Raw genomic sequence first — 16,400 nt, forward strand, 5'->3', positions numbered from 1 at the left:
GGACCGTAGCCCGCTGCCGAGGACGTCCCGCTGCCGTCCACCGCATACGGCGAACCACTGCCTTCGGGGGTGGTCACGGCACGTCGCTGCCGACGGTGATCGCTGCGAGCCGGCCACCGACGTCGACGACCCAGCGGTTCCGGTTGCGCTCACACACCTCGAGGCGCCTGCTCCGCAGGCAGGCGCCAACCGTGTGCGTGTGTGGCGTGTCCCCCTCGGACACCAGTTCGATGCACACCGATCGCCTCTGGCGCTACGCGGTTCCGCGTGGCAGCACCCATCGGTGCTCGAAGTCGAGGACCTCGGCAGCGATCTCGAAGTCGCTGTCGTAGTGCAGGACCGTCGACCCGTGCTCGGCTGCCAGCACCGCGGTCAGCAGGTCGGCGACGCCGACCGCTCGATGCCGCCCCGTCCGAGCCAGGACGCGCTGCGCGTCGAGTGCACGCTGCCAGTGACCATCGTCCGTCGCCAGGTACTCGTACGCCTCGCGGCGGTCGGCCCGCACCTGCTCGTACTCACCCGGGCTGCGCGCGCTGTAGAGCGCCTCGGCATCCAGGGTGGCGCAGGTGGCCACCAGGCCGCCGGTGATCAGTGGCTCCAACCGCTCCGCCACGGCGGTCAGCCGCATCCGGGCCGCCGCGCTGGTGTCGATGAGGAACCGGGCGATCACCGCCATACGTCAGCGCGCTGGCCCGGATCCGCCATGGCCTCGAGCCCACCCTCCCGCAGCCAGGCCACCTGCCGGGCGCGTGCGGCCGCGTTCGCCGCCTGCCGCAAGGCGGCGCGGACCGTGTCCGACACCCCAGTGGTGTTCAGCTCGCGTTGGGCCAGCGCCAGCAGCTCGTCATCCAGGTCGATCAAGCGCTTCGTCATCCCGGACTCCCCCCACCGGATATATATCAAGCCAGTGCAGCATATATGGACGCATCGATCTCGCACGATCAGTCGGTGACGTCGAGCGCGTATCCGTGTGCGTGTGCGTGTCGCCCCTCGGACACAAGATCGCCCCGGTGTTCCCGCAGCTCAGGACGCCGGGGCGTCTCCATGTCCGGCGAGGCCGGATCAGGGGCCGTGAGTTCGAACCAGACGCTGATCGCCGCGAACCCGGCGCACCGCAGGGCGACGAGGAGCCCGACGGCGACCACGAAGGGGCCGGGCGGGGTGAGCCCCCGTGGTTCGACGGTCGGCCTGATCTCGGTCGTGTCCGTGATCTCGGGGGTCCGCGTGGTCGCGGGAGCTCGGTCATGGGCCGACCCGTGTGCGTGGGTGAGGGACGTGATCCGATCGGTCCGGGTCGAGCAGGTCGACGCGGACATCGACCGTGCCTGGCAACCGGGCCAGCCAGGAATCGAACGTCGTGGTCCCCAACCGTGCGGACAGTCCCGGCAGGAGCACCTCGCCGGCCGCCTCGACGCCGAAAGGACCATCGCGCCAGCTCGGCACCAGGCGGGGCGGTCCTGCTCGACGGCGAGGATGCGCCGCGCCATGTCGACGAAGTCCTGCGGCTCGGGCCCCGCGAGATCCGGAGCCCGGCCGCGGGGCGGGCCGGTGACCAGCTCGGCCAGGACGACGGCGACGTCCTGCACGGCCACTGGCTGGACCAGCAGCGGCGGGATCGTGGCGGCCCCCTGGCTCCTCGTCCAGCCCACGACCATGGCGGGAAGCTCGAAGAACTGGGTGGCGCGCTGGATCGTCCACGGGACGGGTCCACCTCGTACCAGGGTCTCCTGGCGCCGCTTGCCGTGGTAGTGGCCGTTGCCACGGATCCGGTCGAGCCCCACGATCGAGAGCACCACGTGGTGGCCCACGCCGGCGCGTTCCTCCGCCGCGAGCAGGTTGCAGGTGGCGCTCTCGAAGAATCGCTCGGCCTCGGCCGGGTCGGTCGCAGCCGTGTTGGTCACGTCCACCACGGCATCGACGCCGTCCAGTGCCTTCTCCAGGCCTGTTCCGGTCAGGAGGTCCACGCCGGTCGAGCGCGACACACGGACCACGGCGTGGCCCCGGTGCTCCAGGACGCCGACCGTCGCTCCGCCGACCAGGCCCGTGGCGCCGGCCACTGCTATCCGCATGGCATCCATCCCTTCCCGAACGGCTCAGAGAGCTCGTTCTCCGCCGTCGTCGTCGCGGCGATCAGCAGTTCCGCGGCCGCCCTCGCCCCGTCGGTTCCGACATCACCGGCCACCGCGGTCGCCCGCGCGCGGGTCTCAGGGGTCAGGACCGTCCTCAGCGCGGCCGACAGGGACCGGACGGTGGGCGTCGGACCGTCGTGAGCAGCGCCGATGCCGAGTTCGGCGACCCGGTGAGCCCAGTAGGTCTGGTCACCTCCCTGGGGCACCACCACCTGCGGCGCGCCGGCGCGGGCCGCGGTGGTCGTCGTACCCGCGCCGCCGTGGTGCACGACGGCAGCCACCCGGCCGAACAGCTCCTGCTGGTTGACCTCCCCGATGACGAGGCAGTCGTCCTGGTCGTCGACCGGGGCCAGCCCGGCCCAACCACGTCCCACGAGCACCCGGCGGTCCTGCGCACGGATCGCCTCGACGGCCGCCCGCACGCTGTCCGCCCCCACGGTCCGCATGCTGCCGAACCCCAGGTAGACCGGCGGTTCGCCGGCGTCCAGGAACGTCAGCGACTCGGCCGGGAGTGGCCGTTCGTCGGGCAGGATCCAGGCACCGGTCTGCACGACATCGAAACGCTCCGGCCCGCGCCACGGGGCCAGTGCCGAGTCGGCGGCGAGCAAGGGCCGGGACGTGAACAGGAACCCGCCGACGTCACCGACCGGTGGCAGACCGATCGAGGCCCGGTGGCTGTTGATCGGCTCCCCGAACAGGTCGTCGAAGTCCTGGCCGTCCAGGCCATCGAGCACGTCGGGGCAGAAGAGGACGTACCGGTAGGCGATGCCCAGCTGCTCGGCCACCGACGGCCCGACGAACTGCGACATGGCGGTCGCCAGGATCACGTCGCTTCCCGCGGCCGCCTCGGCCACCGTGTCGTACTGGGCGGCGATGAAGTCAGCGACGCGCTGCGGACGTTCCTCCGCGGTCGGCGGCCGCTCCCACGAGCGCCACGGCTCGTCGAAAGGCACCAGCGGCACGCCTTCGCGGGCCAGGAGCTCCGTGAACTCCTCGTCCGGAGGTGCGCACATCCGCACATCCGCGCCGAGCGCCTGCACCTGCACCGCGAGCGCCACGAGCGGTTCGACGTCCCCACGTGACCCGTACGTCGACAGCAACACGCGCATGCCGGGTACTCCCCCCATCCGTTCGCGAGCGCGCGCCCCGGCGCTCAGTGACCGTGGGCCTCCTTGACCTCCCGGTGGAGGACCCAGGCGTCCGCCACCGGACCCAGGTGCCGGAGCTTGTCGGGGTTGCCCACCGAGCGGACGGTCTGGATCTGCCCGCCCAGCACGTCGAGTGCGAAGGTGAAGGCCACCCTGCCCTCGCGGTCCCGGAGGATCGCGCCGGGCTGACCATTGACCTCGCGCTGCTCGAGCGTCGCGCCGACGCGGGCGAGCCTGGTGAAGATCGCCGCGAGCAGGCGCGCGACCTTGTCCACGCCCACCACGGCGCGGCTCAGCGCGGGGGCCTTGCCTCCGGCGTCGCCCACCAGCTGGACGTCCGCGGCGAGCACCTCCCTCAGCCCCTCGACATCGCCGTCGCGGAACGCGTCGAAGAACCGGGCCGCCAGCACGTCCCGCGCCTGGCGGTCCACCTCGAACCGTGGCCGTCCGCTGTCGATGTGGTTCCGAGCCCTCACCAGCAGCTGGCGGCAGGCCGCCTCCGATCGACCCACGGCAGCGGCCACGTCGGCGAAGTCGTAGGCGAAGACCTCGCGCAGCACGAACACCGCGCGCTCGAGCGGCGACAGCCGTTCGAGCAGCAGCAGAGCCGCCATGGACAAGGAGTCCGCCAGCTCCGCCGACCGGGCCGGATCCTCGTACGGATCGGTCAGCAAGGGCTCGGGCAACCACTCCCCCACGTACTGCTCGCGCCGGACGCGCGCCGAACGGAGGACGTCGATCGAGATCCTGGTGACCACCGCGGAGAGGAAGGCCCGGGGTGACCTGGGCCGTGTCGGAGTGGCCTCGTAGCGCAACCAGGCCTCCTGAACCGCGTCCTCCGCCTCGGCCACGCTGCCGAGCAGGCGGTAGGAGAGGGAGAAGAGCAGGGGCTTGAGCTCCTCGAACTCCTCGGTGCGGCTCACGACATCCCCCTTCGCCGTCACGCCAGGTCCTCCGTGAAACCCTGGCGCCACGAGGGGTGGCGCAACACCCAGCCCAGCTCCTGCTTCGCCTTGGCGTTGGAGAAGCCCCGCCCCTCCGTCATCATGCCGACCGCCATGTCGCCGGCCACCACGCGAGCGAGCCACGCCGGGATCCGCAGTGGAGGCTTGGCCCCCGCACACTCGGCGAGGAAGGGCAGCCACTCCGAGACCGGCGCCGGCTCGTCATCGACGATGTTGTAGACGCCCGTGCAGTCCTGCTCCACCGCCAGGACCGTTGCACTGGCCGCGTCGTCCACGTGGACCCACGAGGTGTACCCGGTGCCCCCTCCCACGATCGGGAGCAGCCGCCTGCGCACCAACCCGATCTGGTCGTCGTTGGCCCCCGCTCCGTAGAAGGCGCCATAGCGCAGGGCGACCCCGCCGGCCCCGGTGACGACCTGCTCCAGGTGGGCGATCGCCTTGGTCCCCTCGGTCACCTCGAGAGGGTCGTCCTCGGTCTTGACCCACCCGCCCTCACGTGCACCGTTGAAGCTGCCGTGGCTCTGGGTCACGACCCGCGCGCCGCCGACTGCCAGAGCGGCGTCCAGCAGGTGTTCGATCCCCTCGGCGCGGAGCCGGTTCGTGGCCGCGAAGAACCGGTCGGGCCTCCGCGGGTTGGCCTTGCCTGCGTGTCGTCCTGAGAGACCGGTCATCTGGTTGACGATGACGTCCGGCTTGGCCGCCGCGACCACCTCCCCGACCGACAGCGGGTCGAGCCCGTTCATGACACGCCCGTCGGCGCCGAGCCGCTCCAGCAGTTCCACCTTGGCGGGATCCGTGGTCGTCGCGCTCACCTGATGGCCCCGCGCGACGAGTGCGGACACCACGACGCGACCGATGACCCCGCTTCCACCTGCCACCAACACTCGCATCTCCAGCTCCCGTCTCGTCTCGTCACCGGTATGGAGAAGACGAGACAGCGCGGCCTCCTGTGACGTGCACGTCGCTGCAGCCGCAGAGTCCGCCGGCTGGCTGCACCCGGTCGGGTGGGGAGGGAGCGTGACGTGCCCTGCCGGTCCTGCAGAGTTCGGCACCGCCCCGCGGCGCCGCCGTCGGCCGTCTGCGACCTGACGGTCCTGGCCGCGCACTCGCCGCGCACGTGCCCATTCCGCTGTGGTCTGGACCGGGCGGCCCGAGCAGAGCCCCGCGATGGCGGCGTCGCGATGGGCGATCGGGGAACCAGGACCAGGATCACGGTCATCAGACCGGAGTCTCGTCCGAGCGAGTGGACGCGGCGGACTCCCTGGCGCGGCCGAGCGATGAGCTGTAGGCAGGAGGTGTTCCGGCCGTCGCTGAGGGAGCTGTCCCATGGTCGACAAGTCACCCCATGACAACCACTCCACGAAGAAGTCGGGCAAGGCCGTCAAGGCCAAGCGCGGCGAACGCAAGGAGAAGCAGCGGGCCGCCACGGAGATGGAGCGGCTGATGCACCCTCGGAGGGCCAAGGGCTGACCGGCGCCCACGGCGAGAACACACCGCTCCGACGCGACCCGGCTCCGCCGTCACCGCACCCCTCGTGCGCGGCCAGGAGGCGGGTGCGCACGTAGCGCGTCCCCCTCGGAACCCGACAGAGGCAGCGCGGTGGCCGTCCGAGCGCACGGACGGCGACACACGAGGTCCGGGCACCACCGGGAGACCGCGCGCACGCCGAGCCGGTCACCGCCCGCTCTGGACACCTGCCGGACCGGGACGCGGCACGAGGTCACCGGGCGTGCAACGCCCGGCGCACGGAGTCCGGGACGGCCACCGCGCTCACGGCGGTTCGCGCCCGGGTGTCCTCCAGTGTTTCCGCCGATGTCGGTCCGAAGGGTGAGCCCTCCGGCTCGCACACGGTGCCCGCCGCGGGCAGCTCACCGGCCACCAGGTACCGGGTGACGTGACTGTCCACGCAGTAGTTGCCGGCGCTGAAGTAGGCGGTGTGCCCCCACCCGGCGTAGGACAGCAGTCGCGAACCGGGCAGCAGCTGCGACGCCGCCACAGCACCCTGGTGAGGGGTGGCCGGGTCGAAGTGGTTCCCGACGACCAGCACCGGCGCGGACGTGGACGCCGTCCACGGACCCATGAATCGGTCCTGCCCGGCGCTGCTCGGCCACGACCGGCAGACGCTCCCGGCCCAGTTCCACAACCGGCCGAAACGGCCGTACCGGACCTCGGCGCTGTCGGCGGCCGACTGCCAGACCGCGAAGTCCCGCGGGTTGACGCTGTCGGAACAGGTGACGCCGGGGAAGGCCTCCACGACATTCGGGTACGGCTCCTGCAGCGCGGCGTCCAGCCCGAGCTCGGTGCGGATCACGGCCAGGCGCTGCCCCAGCGCAACCGGGGAGACCTGCTGCTCCAGGTCGGTGAGGAGCAAGGCGAGGTCAGGCCAGATGACCGGGGCGTACAGCGCGCCCACCGTCACGGCGATCAGGTCGTTGTAGGTCACGCTGAACGCCTCGCCGGTGACCGGATCGATGATGGCGGCCGGGTGCCCGCGCAGTCGTTCAGCCAGCTCTGCATACCGGCCGCTCGCGTTCCCGGACAGGGAGCAGTCCGGACCGGCCGCATCACACAGCCGGAAGAACTCGTCGAGGGTGCGCTCGGACCCATCGGCGCTGCCGATGCGGGTGCCGACCGGGGTGCTCACGGCCTCCTCGCCGTGGCCGGTGGTCCAGGCGACCGGGTCGAGGACACCGTCGATGACGAGAGCGCGGACCCGCGAGGGGAACAGGTTGGCGTAGGTCTGCCCGAGCACCGAGCCGTACGAGAAGCCGAGGTAGGTCAGCCCCTGGTCACCGAGCGCCGCACGCAGCAGGTCCATGTCCCGGGCCGTGTCGGCGGTGGACATGTGGTCGAGGATGGCGCCGCCGTGTCCGGCGCATGCGCCGGCGAGTGCGTCGTCGGACACCCGCTGGACGTCTTCCTCCTCCGGGAGGTCCGGATACGCAAACGGCGGCAGGGTCGCGATCGCCTGATCCAGGGTGTCGAAGCACCGCAGCGGCGTGCTGCGGTTGGTCCCGCGGGGATCGAACCCGACGATGTCGAAGCTGGCCCGCAACTCCAGCGGCAGGATCTTCGCGATCGCGCGGACGACGTCGACCCCGGATCCGCCAGGGCCACCCGGGTTGACCAGCAGGGAGCCCATGCGCCGGCTGGCGTCTGCTGCGGGCAACCGGATCACCGAGATGCCGATCTGCACGCCCTGCGGGTCGCCGTGGTCCAGGGGGGTCGGCACCACCGCACATTCGAAGCCATCCCGGCATGCCGACCACGACACCTCAGGCGCGGCGACTTCGGGAAGGCTCGTCGACGGCGTGGCGTGGGCCGACGGCGCGAGCATGGCCACGCTCAGTGCTGCGGTGACGATGGTCGCGAGTGCGGCACGGACGCGGCCGTGCAGAAGACTGGTGCGGATCATGCCGACTCCCAGGGTCATCGAGTACGGGCGACTCACTGATCCAGCTGATCTCCCTGCCTGCTGCCGGCGCACGATTCGGCCAGTGAGCGATCGATCGCCCTGCGTCGACAGTGCTGCCAGAAGCTACTCGCAGTGGTCGAAGATCACCATGGGGTGCATGACCTCTTCGGGTCCTCTGCGGCGTGTCCGTCCGGGCAGCCGCCGCGTCGGCGCGCGTCCGGGTGGTCGCCCCCGAGGGCGACCGTCCCCGGTACGCCGTCGGCGACGGGAACGCGGACGTCTGCGAGTGCTGCGAGGACGTCTGTGGACGACGACACCCGACCGTCACCAGGTCGGCTGACACCCCGCCGCCGGCAGAGCCCACGTCATGTCGCCAGGGACGGCTTCGGGTCTTCACGTCCGGCCGGTGACGGTGAGGGCGATGGCGGCCTTCTCGCCGAGGATCGGCTTGGCCGCGTCGGGTACTGGGATGCGCCCCTTCCACAGACCGGGCGCGGCCTCGAGGTCTGCCAGAGGATCGCCGCCCGGGGTCCAGTCGCGAATGGGGCCTGCGATGGTCGAGTTCCATGCGGCCCAGGCCCGCGGCGGCGCCGGTCCATCGCTCGGGTCGATGTCGACGACCAGGGTGTCCTCCCAGTCCGCCGACTGCTCGAGGTGGTCGAAGAAGCCGAAGACGCCGCCCCGTTCCCGGACGGAGAGGAGCCGGAGACGCAGGGCATGGCGCAGCCTCGGCACCGGGGTGTCTGAGCCGGGTATGGCCGGTCGGGGTGCCGCGCTGCTCAGGAACGTGGTGAGCAGCGGGACCGGGGTGTCTGCGCTGTCCTCGTCCTGGCGCCACTCGACCTGGACCGGACAGTGGTGCGCCGTGGTCTGCTCGTGCATGAGGATCGGCAGCCCGCGGATGGACAGCTGCGTCTCCAGCTGCCACACGATCGCGTCGTCCACTGCGCCCCGGACCCGCAACCCGGACAGCTCCGCGGTCACCTCCAGATCGCCGAACAGGAATCGGCGCAGGTTCTGATAGCCCTCCTCGGAGTTGACCATCCCGAACCGCCCGCTGTGACTGCGGTGCACGAAGGCCCGTCGGGCGTCGGGGACGTAGGCGTTGTCGATCTGCACCAGGCCGTCGCTGCGCGCTCCCACGACCTTGGACGACAACCCGCGGGCGACGTCATAGTCCTCGGGGTTGGTCCCCACCAGGCAGAACACGCGCTCGAGGGGGAACTCCTCCTCCGTCATCGCGGCTGGGTTCCAGCCCTCGGGCGGCTCCTCGGACCGGCGGGCCGCTCGAGGCGTGAGGTACCGGTACATCCGCTCGGGCCCGAAGATGGCGGCACCATTGACGTCGAAGAAGTCACGCATCCCTTCGAGCAGCCCTCCGCCGGCGGCGAACTCGATGCCGCCGTGCGGGGTGCCGTAGGTGTACAGGCGCGCCACGCGGCACTCGGCGCGTTCGCCCCGGTCGGGGATGACCCGCTGGATCATCGAACGGCAGACCAGACCGCCCATCGAGTGCGCGACGAGGTGCACCAGCGGCGCGCCGGTCTTCCGCCGGACCAGCTCCATCAGCTCGTAGAGGTCCTCGGCGGCCCTCTCGATGGAGAACTCCTCGGGCTTGCGGCCGAGGGTGGAGGCGGCCACGTCGTAGAACCGGTGCACCCAGATGCTGGCCTGTGGCACCTTCCCGTCCGGCTGCGCGGTCAAGTAGGCCCGCTGACTGCCTTGGACGATCAGCCGATACCCGTCGTCCTCGATCAGCCGCAGCAGGGGGCTCTCGAACTGGTAGAAGATGGGGTCCGGTCTGTTGCCCACCCGGACGTGCACCGAGCCCTCGTTGAAGCCGTACAGCGGGTCGTCGACCGCCCGGTCGATCCCCGACGTCCCGCCGGCGAAGCCGCGGACGTAGATGATGGGCAGCTTCATGTCCCGACCCCCCTCCTCGACGACTGCTCGACCACCACCGTCGCGGTGCTCGTCCTCGACGGGCCGGGCACGTGGCGGCTCGGGCCGTCCCCGCCCACGGCGGAACAGACGTCGGAGGATGCGGGCCCTGGGCACGTCGGCCTCCTCAGATGCGCAGCGTCCGGGCGGCGACCCCGTCACCGGAACACTGGACGACTGGTTGCCGACCGATGCTGGTGCCGACTCGTCACCCTCGCGTCAACGCCCCGTCACCTCGGCCGGAGCGACAGCCAGGACGCATGCGCGTTGACGCTGCGGTGACGGTCGAGGGATTGACTGACCCCAGCCATGAGTACACGGCAGACTCCGGACGACCGTCGCACGCCTCCGGCGCCGCGGGAGCGCGCCGCTCCGGGGCCCGTCGCGCTGCGCCTGAAGCGACGGTGGAACCGAATCGTCGGTCCTGTACGTCGCCGCCGGACGACCCGCCGGATACGACCGTCGCGGCGCGCCGCCGATCAGAAACCGGCGAGATGGCGCAGCGGCAAGAGCGCCATGGCCACGTGGTTCCTGTCGATCACCGCGGCGGTGCTGCTCGTGTTCTGGCTCCTCCGAGCCGCGTACGTGGCTCTGTGGCTGCGGCGGCCGATCGACTTCCCGTGGGGCTTCAACCCGGATGAGGCCTGTCCCCGAGTGGGTACCTCCTGCGGCCTCCTGTCGGGCTTCGTACTGACGTGGCTCTCGGTCGGCGCTGCTACTGCGATCTTCCTCCTGCTCAGGCTGCGCGCGGTGACGCAGCCGTACCGGACCAGGGCCGTGAAGAAACCGTCCGAACTCGTGCCGACCGCGGGGAGCATCCCCGGTGACATCGTGGGCCGCGACGAGATCTGCGAGGTCATCATCGACGACCTCCGCAACAGCGCCGACCGCCGGCCACACATCCTCCTGGGCGGGGTCGGAGCGGGCAAGACAGCGGTGATCGTGCAGTTGACCCACGTCCTCGCGATTCGCGGAGCCGTACCGGTACCCGTACGCCTCCGTGACGCCGACAAGGGCGTCCTCGACTTCCAAGACCTGGCGTGGAGGCAGTTCAAGTCCGAGATCGAGGACTCTGTTCTCTCCCAAGGGGAGGCCGAGAGGGTGTGGCGCCATCTCCGGAAGCACGACCGCATCGTGGTGCTGGCCGACGGCATGGAAGAGGCGCTCAGCGATGACGGGTCCGGGGACGACCGCGAGGCCATGGTCCGCGTGGGCATCCGTCGCGCACGCCGGGACGAGTTGCCCCTCGTCATCGCGTCACGCCCCCACGACACGCTCCGCGGCGCGGATGCCGCGATCTTCGAGCTGGAACCGCTGAGCAAGTCGGAATCACTCGCGTACCTGGAGCGGCGTGACACTGCAGGTGACCGCCAGCGGCTGGACTGGATCGTGGAGACGGCGGACATCGCCGAATCGCCCATATACCTGCGGATCACGCGTGAGCTGCACGACCGGGGGTTGCTGCACCACCTGACCGACGGAGTGAAGGCCCGGGGGGTGAACACGCGGAACCTGGACCGGTCCGCCCTGCGTCTCAACCTGCTCGACACGTGGCTGTGGGCATTGATCCACGGCCACCTCCTCCCCGAGGTACCGCTCAACCGCGACGAGCGCCTGGTCACGGTCACCTTCGCCGCGGTCATGGCCATCGAGGGACTGAAGCGCGACTCGTTGGAGGTGCGGTACTCGGACGTCGTGCAGCCGAAGCGCGAGAGAGTGGACGGCGAAGGTGAGGACGGCCCAGGAGCGGACGGCTCGAGTGGGGACAGCAGGAGGGACCGTCGCGAGGACGGCGAGGACGATTCCGGCGAGCGCCTGGTCGACGACGCGCTGCGTGCCCGTGTCACCGCCGTCCTCGGAGCTCAGAGGATCCGCCCCGTGCAGATCCGCCTCGCGGCCACCTGGGCCAGCAGGCTCGGACTGCTCGAGGCTCGCGGGAAGGAAGTGCGGTTCGACCACAGCATCCTGCAGGCGTACCTCGGTTCGCTGTTGCTCGACGAGGTGGTCGGGGACGACCTCTTCAGAGCTGTAGCCCTTCAGGCCCCCAAGCGACCGGGACGGGAACTGCTGATCGCTCTCGTCCTGATGTCGAGGCGCCGGCCGGGGCCTGACGTGGGTGCGGGCGGCCTCAGCGAGAACAACCCGATCTCCGGAGCCGACGCCGTGGCACCCGAACGCCTGCAAGCTCTGGTGTCGGCACTCACGAAGCGGGCCTCCAGGCGCAAGGACAACAAGGCGCTCGACATGTTCGCGGCAGCGCTGGAGATCGACAGTGCCATCGGCGGTACGCAGCACCAGGGCATCGCGACCAAGGTGTGCGAGGCGTGGGACGCCTTCACCGCCTCGGACCAGCGCACCCTCGAGGAGGCGAAGATCGGCCTCGTCCGCCGGTTCGGGGACGCCGCGCGCCAGATCGACCGGAGGGCTGCTCGCCGGGAACTCCCTGGAACCGTGACGCCCGCGTACCACGATCTCTTCCGGATCGGCTGCATCGAGTCGGCGTCCTACGCCGTGCGGCACGCGGTTGCCCAAGAGCTGGGGGTCAGCGGGCACGAGGCGTTCCGCCAGCTCCAGGGCGACTTCCACGCGGCGCTGAACGACGACAGCGAGATCGAGGACCCTGAGCAGTGGTGGCGTACGCGGATCATGTCCGCCTGGCTCGCTCCGCTGATGTTCGGTTCGGTGGGGGCCGGGGGCTCCGCGGGTTCGAGCGCACGGGACGACGCCGAGAGGAATCTCCGCGAGTGGGTCAGACGGGTCGGCGCGACCCCGCCTGGCGACAGGGAGCCACGCCTGCCCATCTCAGTCGAGGTCGCGCTGGCCCTGGGCTTCACCTATGCGGCGAACCGCAGACGCCGACACCCGTACGCGGACGTGGGAGCACGCTCGTTCTTGGTCGAGCAGGCTGCCGAGCTCCTCAAACGGACGGGGTTCTGGGCCGGTCAGCTGACCCTTCTCCACGCCCTCACCTTGTGGTCACTGCCGGACGACGGGGTCGTGGACATCGACCGTCCCAGGGCCGCTCAGCGCGAGTCGGGGAAGGCGGCATGGAGCCCCGACCCCAGCACGCGGCTGCAGCACTGGCTCCAATCGGCCGGGACCAAGAGAGACCGGACGGCGGACGCACACCGCGGGAGCGACGTCGACCGAAAGCACCCGTTCGTCAGGGAAGCCGCACAGCTCTCCGTTCTCGCCCTGGAGTCGCGAGAGCCCGAGCGGTTCATCTGGATCGACGTCTTCGGCGTCACGTCGAAGATCGGCTCCCGGAACAAGCACCCGGGCGCCCCCCGCAAGCACAACCTCTGGATCCCCCCGTCGACGGGGTGGAGCTCACTCGCCCCGCGAGCCCAGCAGCTGGTCGCCGACGTGCTCCTGCTCATCAACCTCGCCGACCGGGGACAGCGTTCGGTGGAACGGGAGCCGCGGCTCGAGCGTGCCAACCGGCCGGACCTGCCGCCCTGTCTCGCGCGAGAACGGGAACCGCTCGACCCCAACCGTTCGGCCGGGGATGCCAGCGCGATCCAGCCGGGCTCCAACTGCGCGGGGGGCTGCCCCTTCGAGCTCTGCCCCTACCCGCCGAAGGGGATCCAGTCGTACCGGGCCGAGATGAGCGAGGCGTTCTGCAGGCGACAGCAGACGCTGCTCGGCCGCACCCACCTCCGGCGACGTGCGGCTCCCTGGCAGGGCACGTTGCCGGAGGACCTTCGGACGTTCTGGGCAGAGATGGCCCACCGGGCCCGCCGCTGACGCGGTCCACACGCCTGACGGTCCTGAGCAGCTGACCGTGGCGATGCCGGGCCGACGCCGGGTTGGTGTCGGTCTGGTCAGCCAGTCCACAGTCGTGTGCGTGTAGCGACTCCCTCCCTCGGACACCCGAACAGGTCAGGGGCGCCGATCGGTGACTCGTACGCCGGCGCCACTGCGCCGTTCGGCGGCGTCATCCGCGGTCGGCAGCCGCAGTTGTCCCCGGGTGAAACCGCACATCACGTCGGCGTCCCACCCGCCCAGCCAGAACTCCACCCGCCAGGGGCCGGCCGCGACGATCGACGTGCCGAACCACCCGTCCGGGTCCTGCACCACGGGCGTCGAGGCCAGCTCGTAGCTGTACCTCAGCCGGGCGCCGAAGAACCTGGACGCGCCTCCCCCGGGAGCCGCGAGGTTCCCCTCGAGGAACTCGAGGCGTTCTCGGATCGCTGTGCGGTGGGGCTCGGCCGCAGTCTCGACGTCCTCCCGCAGCCGGGAGACTCTGGCGGTCCACACCGCCGCCAGGTCGCCGATCCCGGTCGCGTCCCGGATCTCCGCGGGTGCTTCCTCCACGCCTCCGGCGAAGAGCCCGTCGAAGGGGTGTTCGGGGTCAGCGGGGACGATGCGCCGGGCGAGTGCGAACGCGCCTTGTTCGATCCGCAGCGCGAAGGGCCAGATGGGCTCGAACCCGTCGTCGGCTATGACGCCGTTGCGGCCTTCGAACTTCGGCTCATCGAGCAGCTCGACCCGCGCACCCTCCAGCGGGTGGTCGTCCTCCTCGTGTCCGTCTCGCCAGACCTCGACCACGTTCACCCCGACGGCAGGCCCGTGGGCTCGGGCGAAGGGCGGAGTCTGCAGCCGCAGGACCCGGTCGAGGTCCGGCTCGCCGGCGTAGGCGTGCACATAGCCAGAGACGCCGCGAGGCTCGTCGTACGGATCGGGATCGGTCGCCAGTCGGCACTGGAACCAGCCCTGGAAGACGAGGTCGATCATGCGGCCACCTCGGCGAGACTGCGACGGACGTACCTGATCGTGTCGCCGACGGCCCCCACCCTCGGTATGTCGGCACCGAGCGACACAGCGTCGTCGATCACCGCCTGGAGGCGTTCGAGCAGGATCGTCCAGCGCGCGGACGCGAAGGGAGACGCCGACTCCCGGTCGTAGATCTCGAACGGGGCGCCGGCGGTCGCGGGGCTCCCCGGCCCGATTGCGGGCAACTCGGTGAGCACCTCGGCGAGTGGTCGGATCGCCACGCTCATCATCCGACTGGTCGCGGCGCGGAGGACCGCCCGCTGCTCCGGCGTCTCGGACGTCGAGCCGAAGAACTGCTCCAGCATCAGGAGCACCGTGCCGTACGCGCCGTTGAACAGCTCCGCGGCCCGCCGAGTGCGCTCCTCGACGAGGAGAGTTCCCCCCGTCGGGGCGTCACGCTGGGCACGCGTCCGTGGATTGACGACGACAGGACGCGCGGCGGCGAAGAATCCGCTCTCCTCGTACTCCTGCCGGACCCGTGCGAAGCGCCCGTAGTGCGAGCTGCTCCGCTCCGTGGGCGACCCCTCCCCGTCCACGACGATGTCCTCGATCGCGGCCAGTGCCGAGCTCCGGTCGACGACCTGGCGCAGGTCGAGGTCGACCGACCAGCTGTTGTCGACCTGCGCGGAGCGGGGGCCGATGAACAGCTCCTGCTCGTCCATCCGTCGGAGACCATCGGCGATGTCCCCGTACAGCTCACCGACGTAGTCGTACGTCAGCGGATCAGGGGCTGCGGAGAGGGCCGCGACCGAGTCCATGGTGAGCCGGTCGGGTGCCGGCATGCGGGGCGGAGGCGGCAGCGGCTCCCCTTGCGGCAGTTCGAAGACGAGCATCCGGTACAGGGCCTCGTCGGAGAAGGGCACCAGGTCGAAGGGGAACGGGTAGTACCCCGACCGCTGCGGGAAGTTCGGGCGGTCGAGGTAGGGACCCTCCCCGATGGATGCGAGCAGGTTGCAGACCGTACCGAGGTGCCCCATCTCCTCGACTGCGACTCGGAGGATGGTCGCCTGCCAGGTGCGCGCGGATCGTTGCTGCGGGGCGCTCAACCCCTCGTCCAGCCGCTTCTTCATCGAGAAGGCCGGGAACAGGTACTGGATCATGAGGCCGTGCTCGAGCTCAGCCGCCTCGTGCAACGCCACGGTGAGTTCTTCGCGGGTGTCGATCATGTCAGCGCCTTGGCAGGAGGGTGACCGGCGAGCCGACCGTCAGCCTAGTGTCGGCGGCGGCGCATCAAGGGGCCTGTCGACCCGCCACGGAACTGGCTTCCCCCGCGCGGCCCTCGGCCACCGCCTCGCAGACAGCTCACCCCAACGTGGGGCTACGGGAGCGGGGACGATCGGCGGAGCCGAGCACCGGCAATTGCCAGCAGCCCCGAGAACGCCAGCGCAACCCCCACGGCCAGGAGCATGCTCATGGCCGTGTCGGCGCCGGCGCCCGCGGCTGCGTACAGCAGGGCCGGCACGGCGGTCCCGGCCGCCCCGGCGCAGATCAGGACGGACCAGCGCATCGAAGACGTGCCCGCGACGACGGCGACCGTCTCCGCCAGCACGGGAACCGCCCTGGTGGAGACCACGACCCACGGACCCCAGCGGGTGAGCAGGCGATCGGCCGCGGATCGCTGGGACGGCGTTGTCACACGTTCCACGATGCCCCGTCCCCGACGCCCCAGCGCGAAGGCGAGCAGCGTCGCCGAGACACCCCCGAGCAGGGAGAGGGCAGCCCCGGGCACGAGGCCGAACAGCGCTCCATGCGCCACCATCACGACGCTCGACGGCACCGGTAGGAACACGTCCGCGATGAGCAGTCCCAGACCGAGGAACGCCGCGACCACTCCTGCACCGCGCATCGCGGGCACGGGGTCTGTCAACAGCGGCAACGCCGCCCACTCGGCGACTCCGAACAGCAGCAACGCGCCGCCCACGAGTGCAGCTGTGACGAGCCCATAGCCCCGCACGTCATCCCTCCCGTCGGAGACGGGTCGGCGGTGCAGCCGAAGTGGTCATCATCCGACCGCGTGGGCACACCG

13 protein-coding genes are annotated in these 16,400 nt (G+C 70.9%); 2 read left to right on the forward strand and 11 right to left on the reverse strand.

Features of this window, described 5'->3' with window-relative positions; all coding sequences use genetic code 11:
• Window positions 1-253: 253 nt before the first annotated feature.
• The 6 genes from CRP39_RS11975 to CRP39_RS12005 all read right to left on the reverse strand — a co-directional run bounded on the left by CRP39_RS11975 (window position 254) and on the right by CRP39_RS12005 (window position 5,132).
• A complete protein-coding gene (locus CRP39_RS11975) occupies window positions 254-676 on the reverse strand; it encodes a PIN domain-containing protein (RefSeq protein ID WP_097206605.1) in 423 nt (140 codons plus the stop codon).
• Window positions 667-873 (reverse strand): DUF2191 domain-containing protein, encoded by a 207-nt coding sequence (locus tag CRP39_RS11980; RefSeq protein WP_097206606.1) that lies wholly within the window; start codon window positions 871-873, stop codon window positions 667-669. The genes CRP39_RS11975 and CRP39_RS11980 overlap by 10 nt, the downstream gene beginning before the upstream one ends.
• 68 nt (window positions 874-941) lie before the next feature.
• The gene (locus CRP39_RS11990; RefSeq protein WP_216359704.1) at window positions 942-2,069 is read right to left on the reverse strand and encodes an SDR family oxidoreductase; all 1,128 of its coding nucleotides are present in this window, start codon (window positions 2,067-2,069) and stop codon (window positions 942-944) included.
• Entirely contained in the window at window positions 2,060-3,238 is a 1,179-nt protein-coding gene (locus CRP39_RS11995; RefSeq protein ID WP_097206608.1) for a glycosyltransferase, read from the reverse strand. Before CRP39_RS11995 ends, CRP39_RS11990 begins: the two co-directional genes overlap by 10 nt.
• 44 nt (window positions 3,239-3,282) lie before the next feature.
• Window positions 3,283-4,200 (reverse strand): RNA polymerase sigma-70 factor, encoded by a 918-nt coding sequence (locus CRP39_RS12000; RefSeq protein ID WP_097206684.1) that lies wholly within the window; start codon window positions 4,198-4,200, stop codon window positions 3,283-3,285.
• 17 nt (window positions 4,201-4,217) lie between these two features.
• A complete protein-coding gene (locus tag CRP39_RS12005) occupies window positions 4,218-5,132 on the reverse strand; it encodes an NAD-dependent epimerase/dehydratase family protein (RefSeq protein ID WP_097206609.1) in 915 nt (304 codons plus the stop codon).
• 436 nt (window positions 5,133-5,568) lie between these two features.
• Between CRP39_RS12005 and CRP39_RS26810 the strand changes: the two genes are divergently transcribed.
• Complete coding sequence (locus CRP39_RS26810; RefSeq protein WP_172442407.1) at window positions 5,569-5,712, forward strand: hypothetical protein; 144 nt, start codon at window positions 5,569-5,571, stop codon at window positions 5,710-5,712.
• A 250-nt stretch (window positions 5,713-5,962) separates the two neighbouring features.
• Here CRP39_RS26810 and CRP39_RS12010 read toward each other — a convergent pair whose 3' ends face one another.
• A complete protein-coding gene (locus CRP39_RS12010) occupies window positions 5,963-7,474 on the reverse strand; it encodes an alpha/beta hydrolase (RefSeq protein ID WP_172442408.1) in 1,512 nt (503 codons plus the stop codon).
• Between the two features lie 576 nt (window positions 7,475-8,050).
• Window positions 8,051-9,580 carry a lipase family alpha/beta hydrolase gene (locus tag CRP39_RS12015; protein WP_097206611.1) on the reverse strand — a complete coding sequence of 510 codons (1,530 nt, stop codon included), beginning with the start codon at window positions 9,578-9,580 and terminating at the stop codon, window positions 8,051-8,053.
• 534 nt (window positions 9,581-10,114) lie between these two features.
• On the opposite strand from CRP39_RS12015, the gene CRP39_RS12020 reads away from it, so the two are divergent.
• Entirely contained in the window at window positions 10,115-13,345 is a 3,231-nt protein-coding gene (locus tag CRP39_RS12020) for an NACHT domain-containing protein (protein ID WP_097206612.1), read from the forward strand.
• Window positions 13,346-13,480: 135 nt separating this feature from the next.
• Here CRP39_RS12020 and CRP39_RS12025 read toward each other — a convergent pair whose 3' ends face one another.
• The 3 genes from CRP39_RS12025 to CRP39_RS12035 form a co-directional block, all read right to left on the reverse strand.
• The gene (locus tag CRP39_RS12025) at window positions 13,481-14,335 is read right to left on the reverse strand and encodes a hypothetical protein (RefSeq protein WP_097206613.1); all 855 of its coding nucleotides are present in this window, start codon (window positions 14,333-14,335) and stop codon (window positions 13,481-13,483) included.
• Window positions 14,332-15,540: a ferritin-like domain-containing protein gene (locus tag CRP39_RS12030; RefSeq protein WP_097206614.1), complete on the reverse strand. Its 1,209-nt coding sequence runs from the start codon at window positions 15,538-15,540 to the stop codon at window positions 14,332-14,334. Before CRP39_RS12030 ends, CRP39_RS12025 begins: the two co-directional genes overlap by 4 nt.
• Before the next feature lie 152 nt (window positions 15,541-15,692).
• Window positions 15,693-16,295 carry a TVP38/TMEM64 family protein gene (locus CRP39_RS12035; protein ID WP_097206615.1) on the reverse strand — a complete coding sequence of 201 codons (603 nt, stop codon included), beginning with the start codon at window positions 16,293-16,295 and terminating at the stop codon, window positions 15,693-15,695.
• Between the last annotated feature and the right edge of the window lie 105 nt (window positions 16,296-16,400).

The sequence above is a fragment of the Geodermatophilus sabuli genome (assembly GCF_900215145.1).
GTDB classification, from domain to species: Bacteria; Actinomycetota; Actinomycetes; order Mycobacteriales; family Geodermatophilaceae; genus Geodermatophilus; species Geodermatophilus sabuli.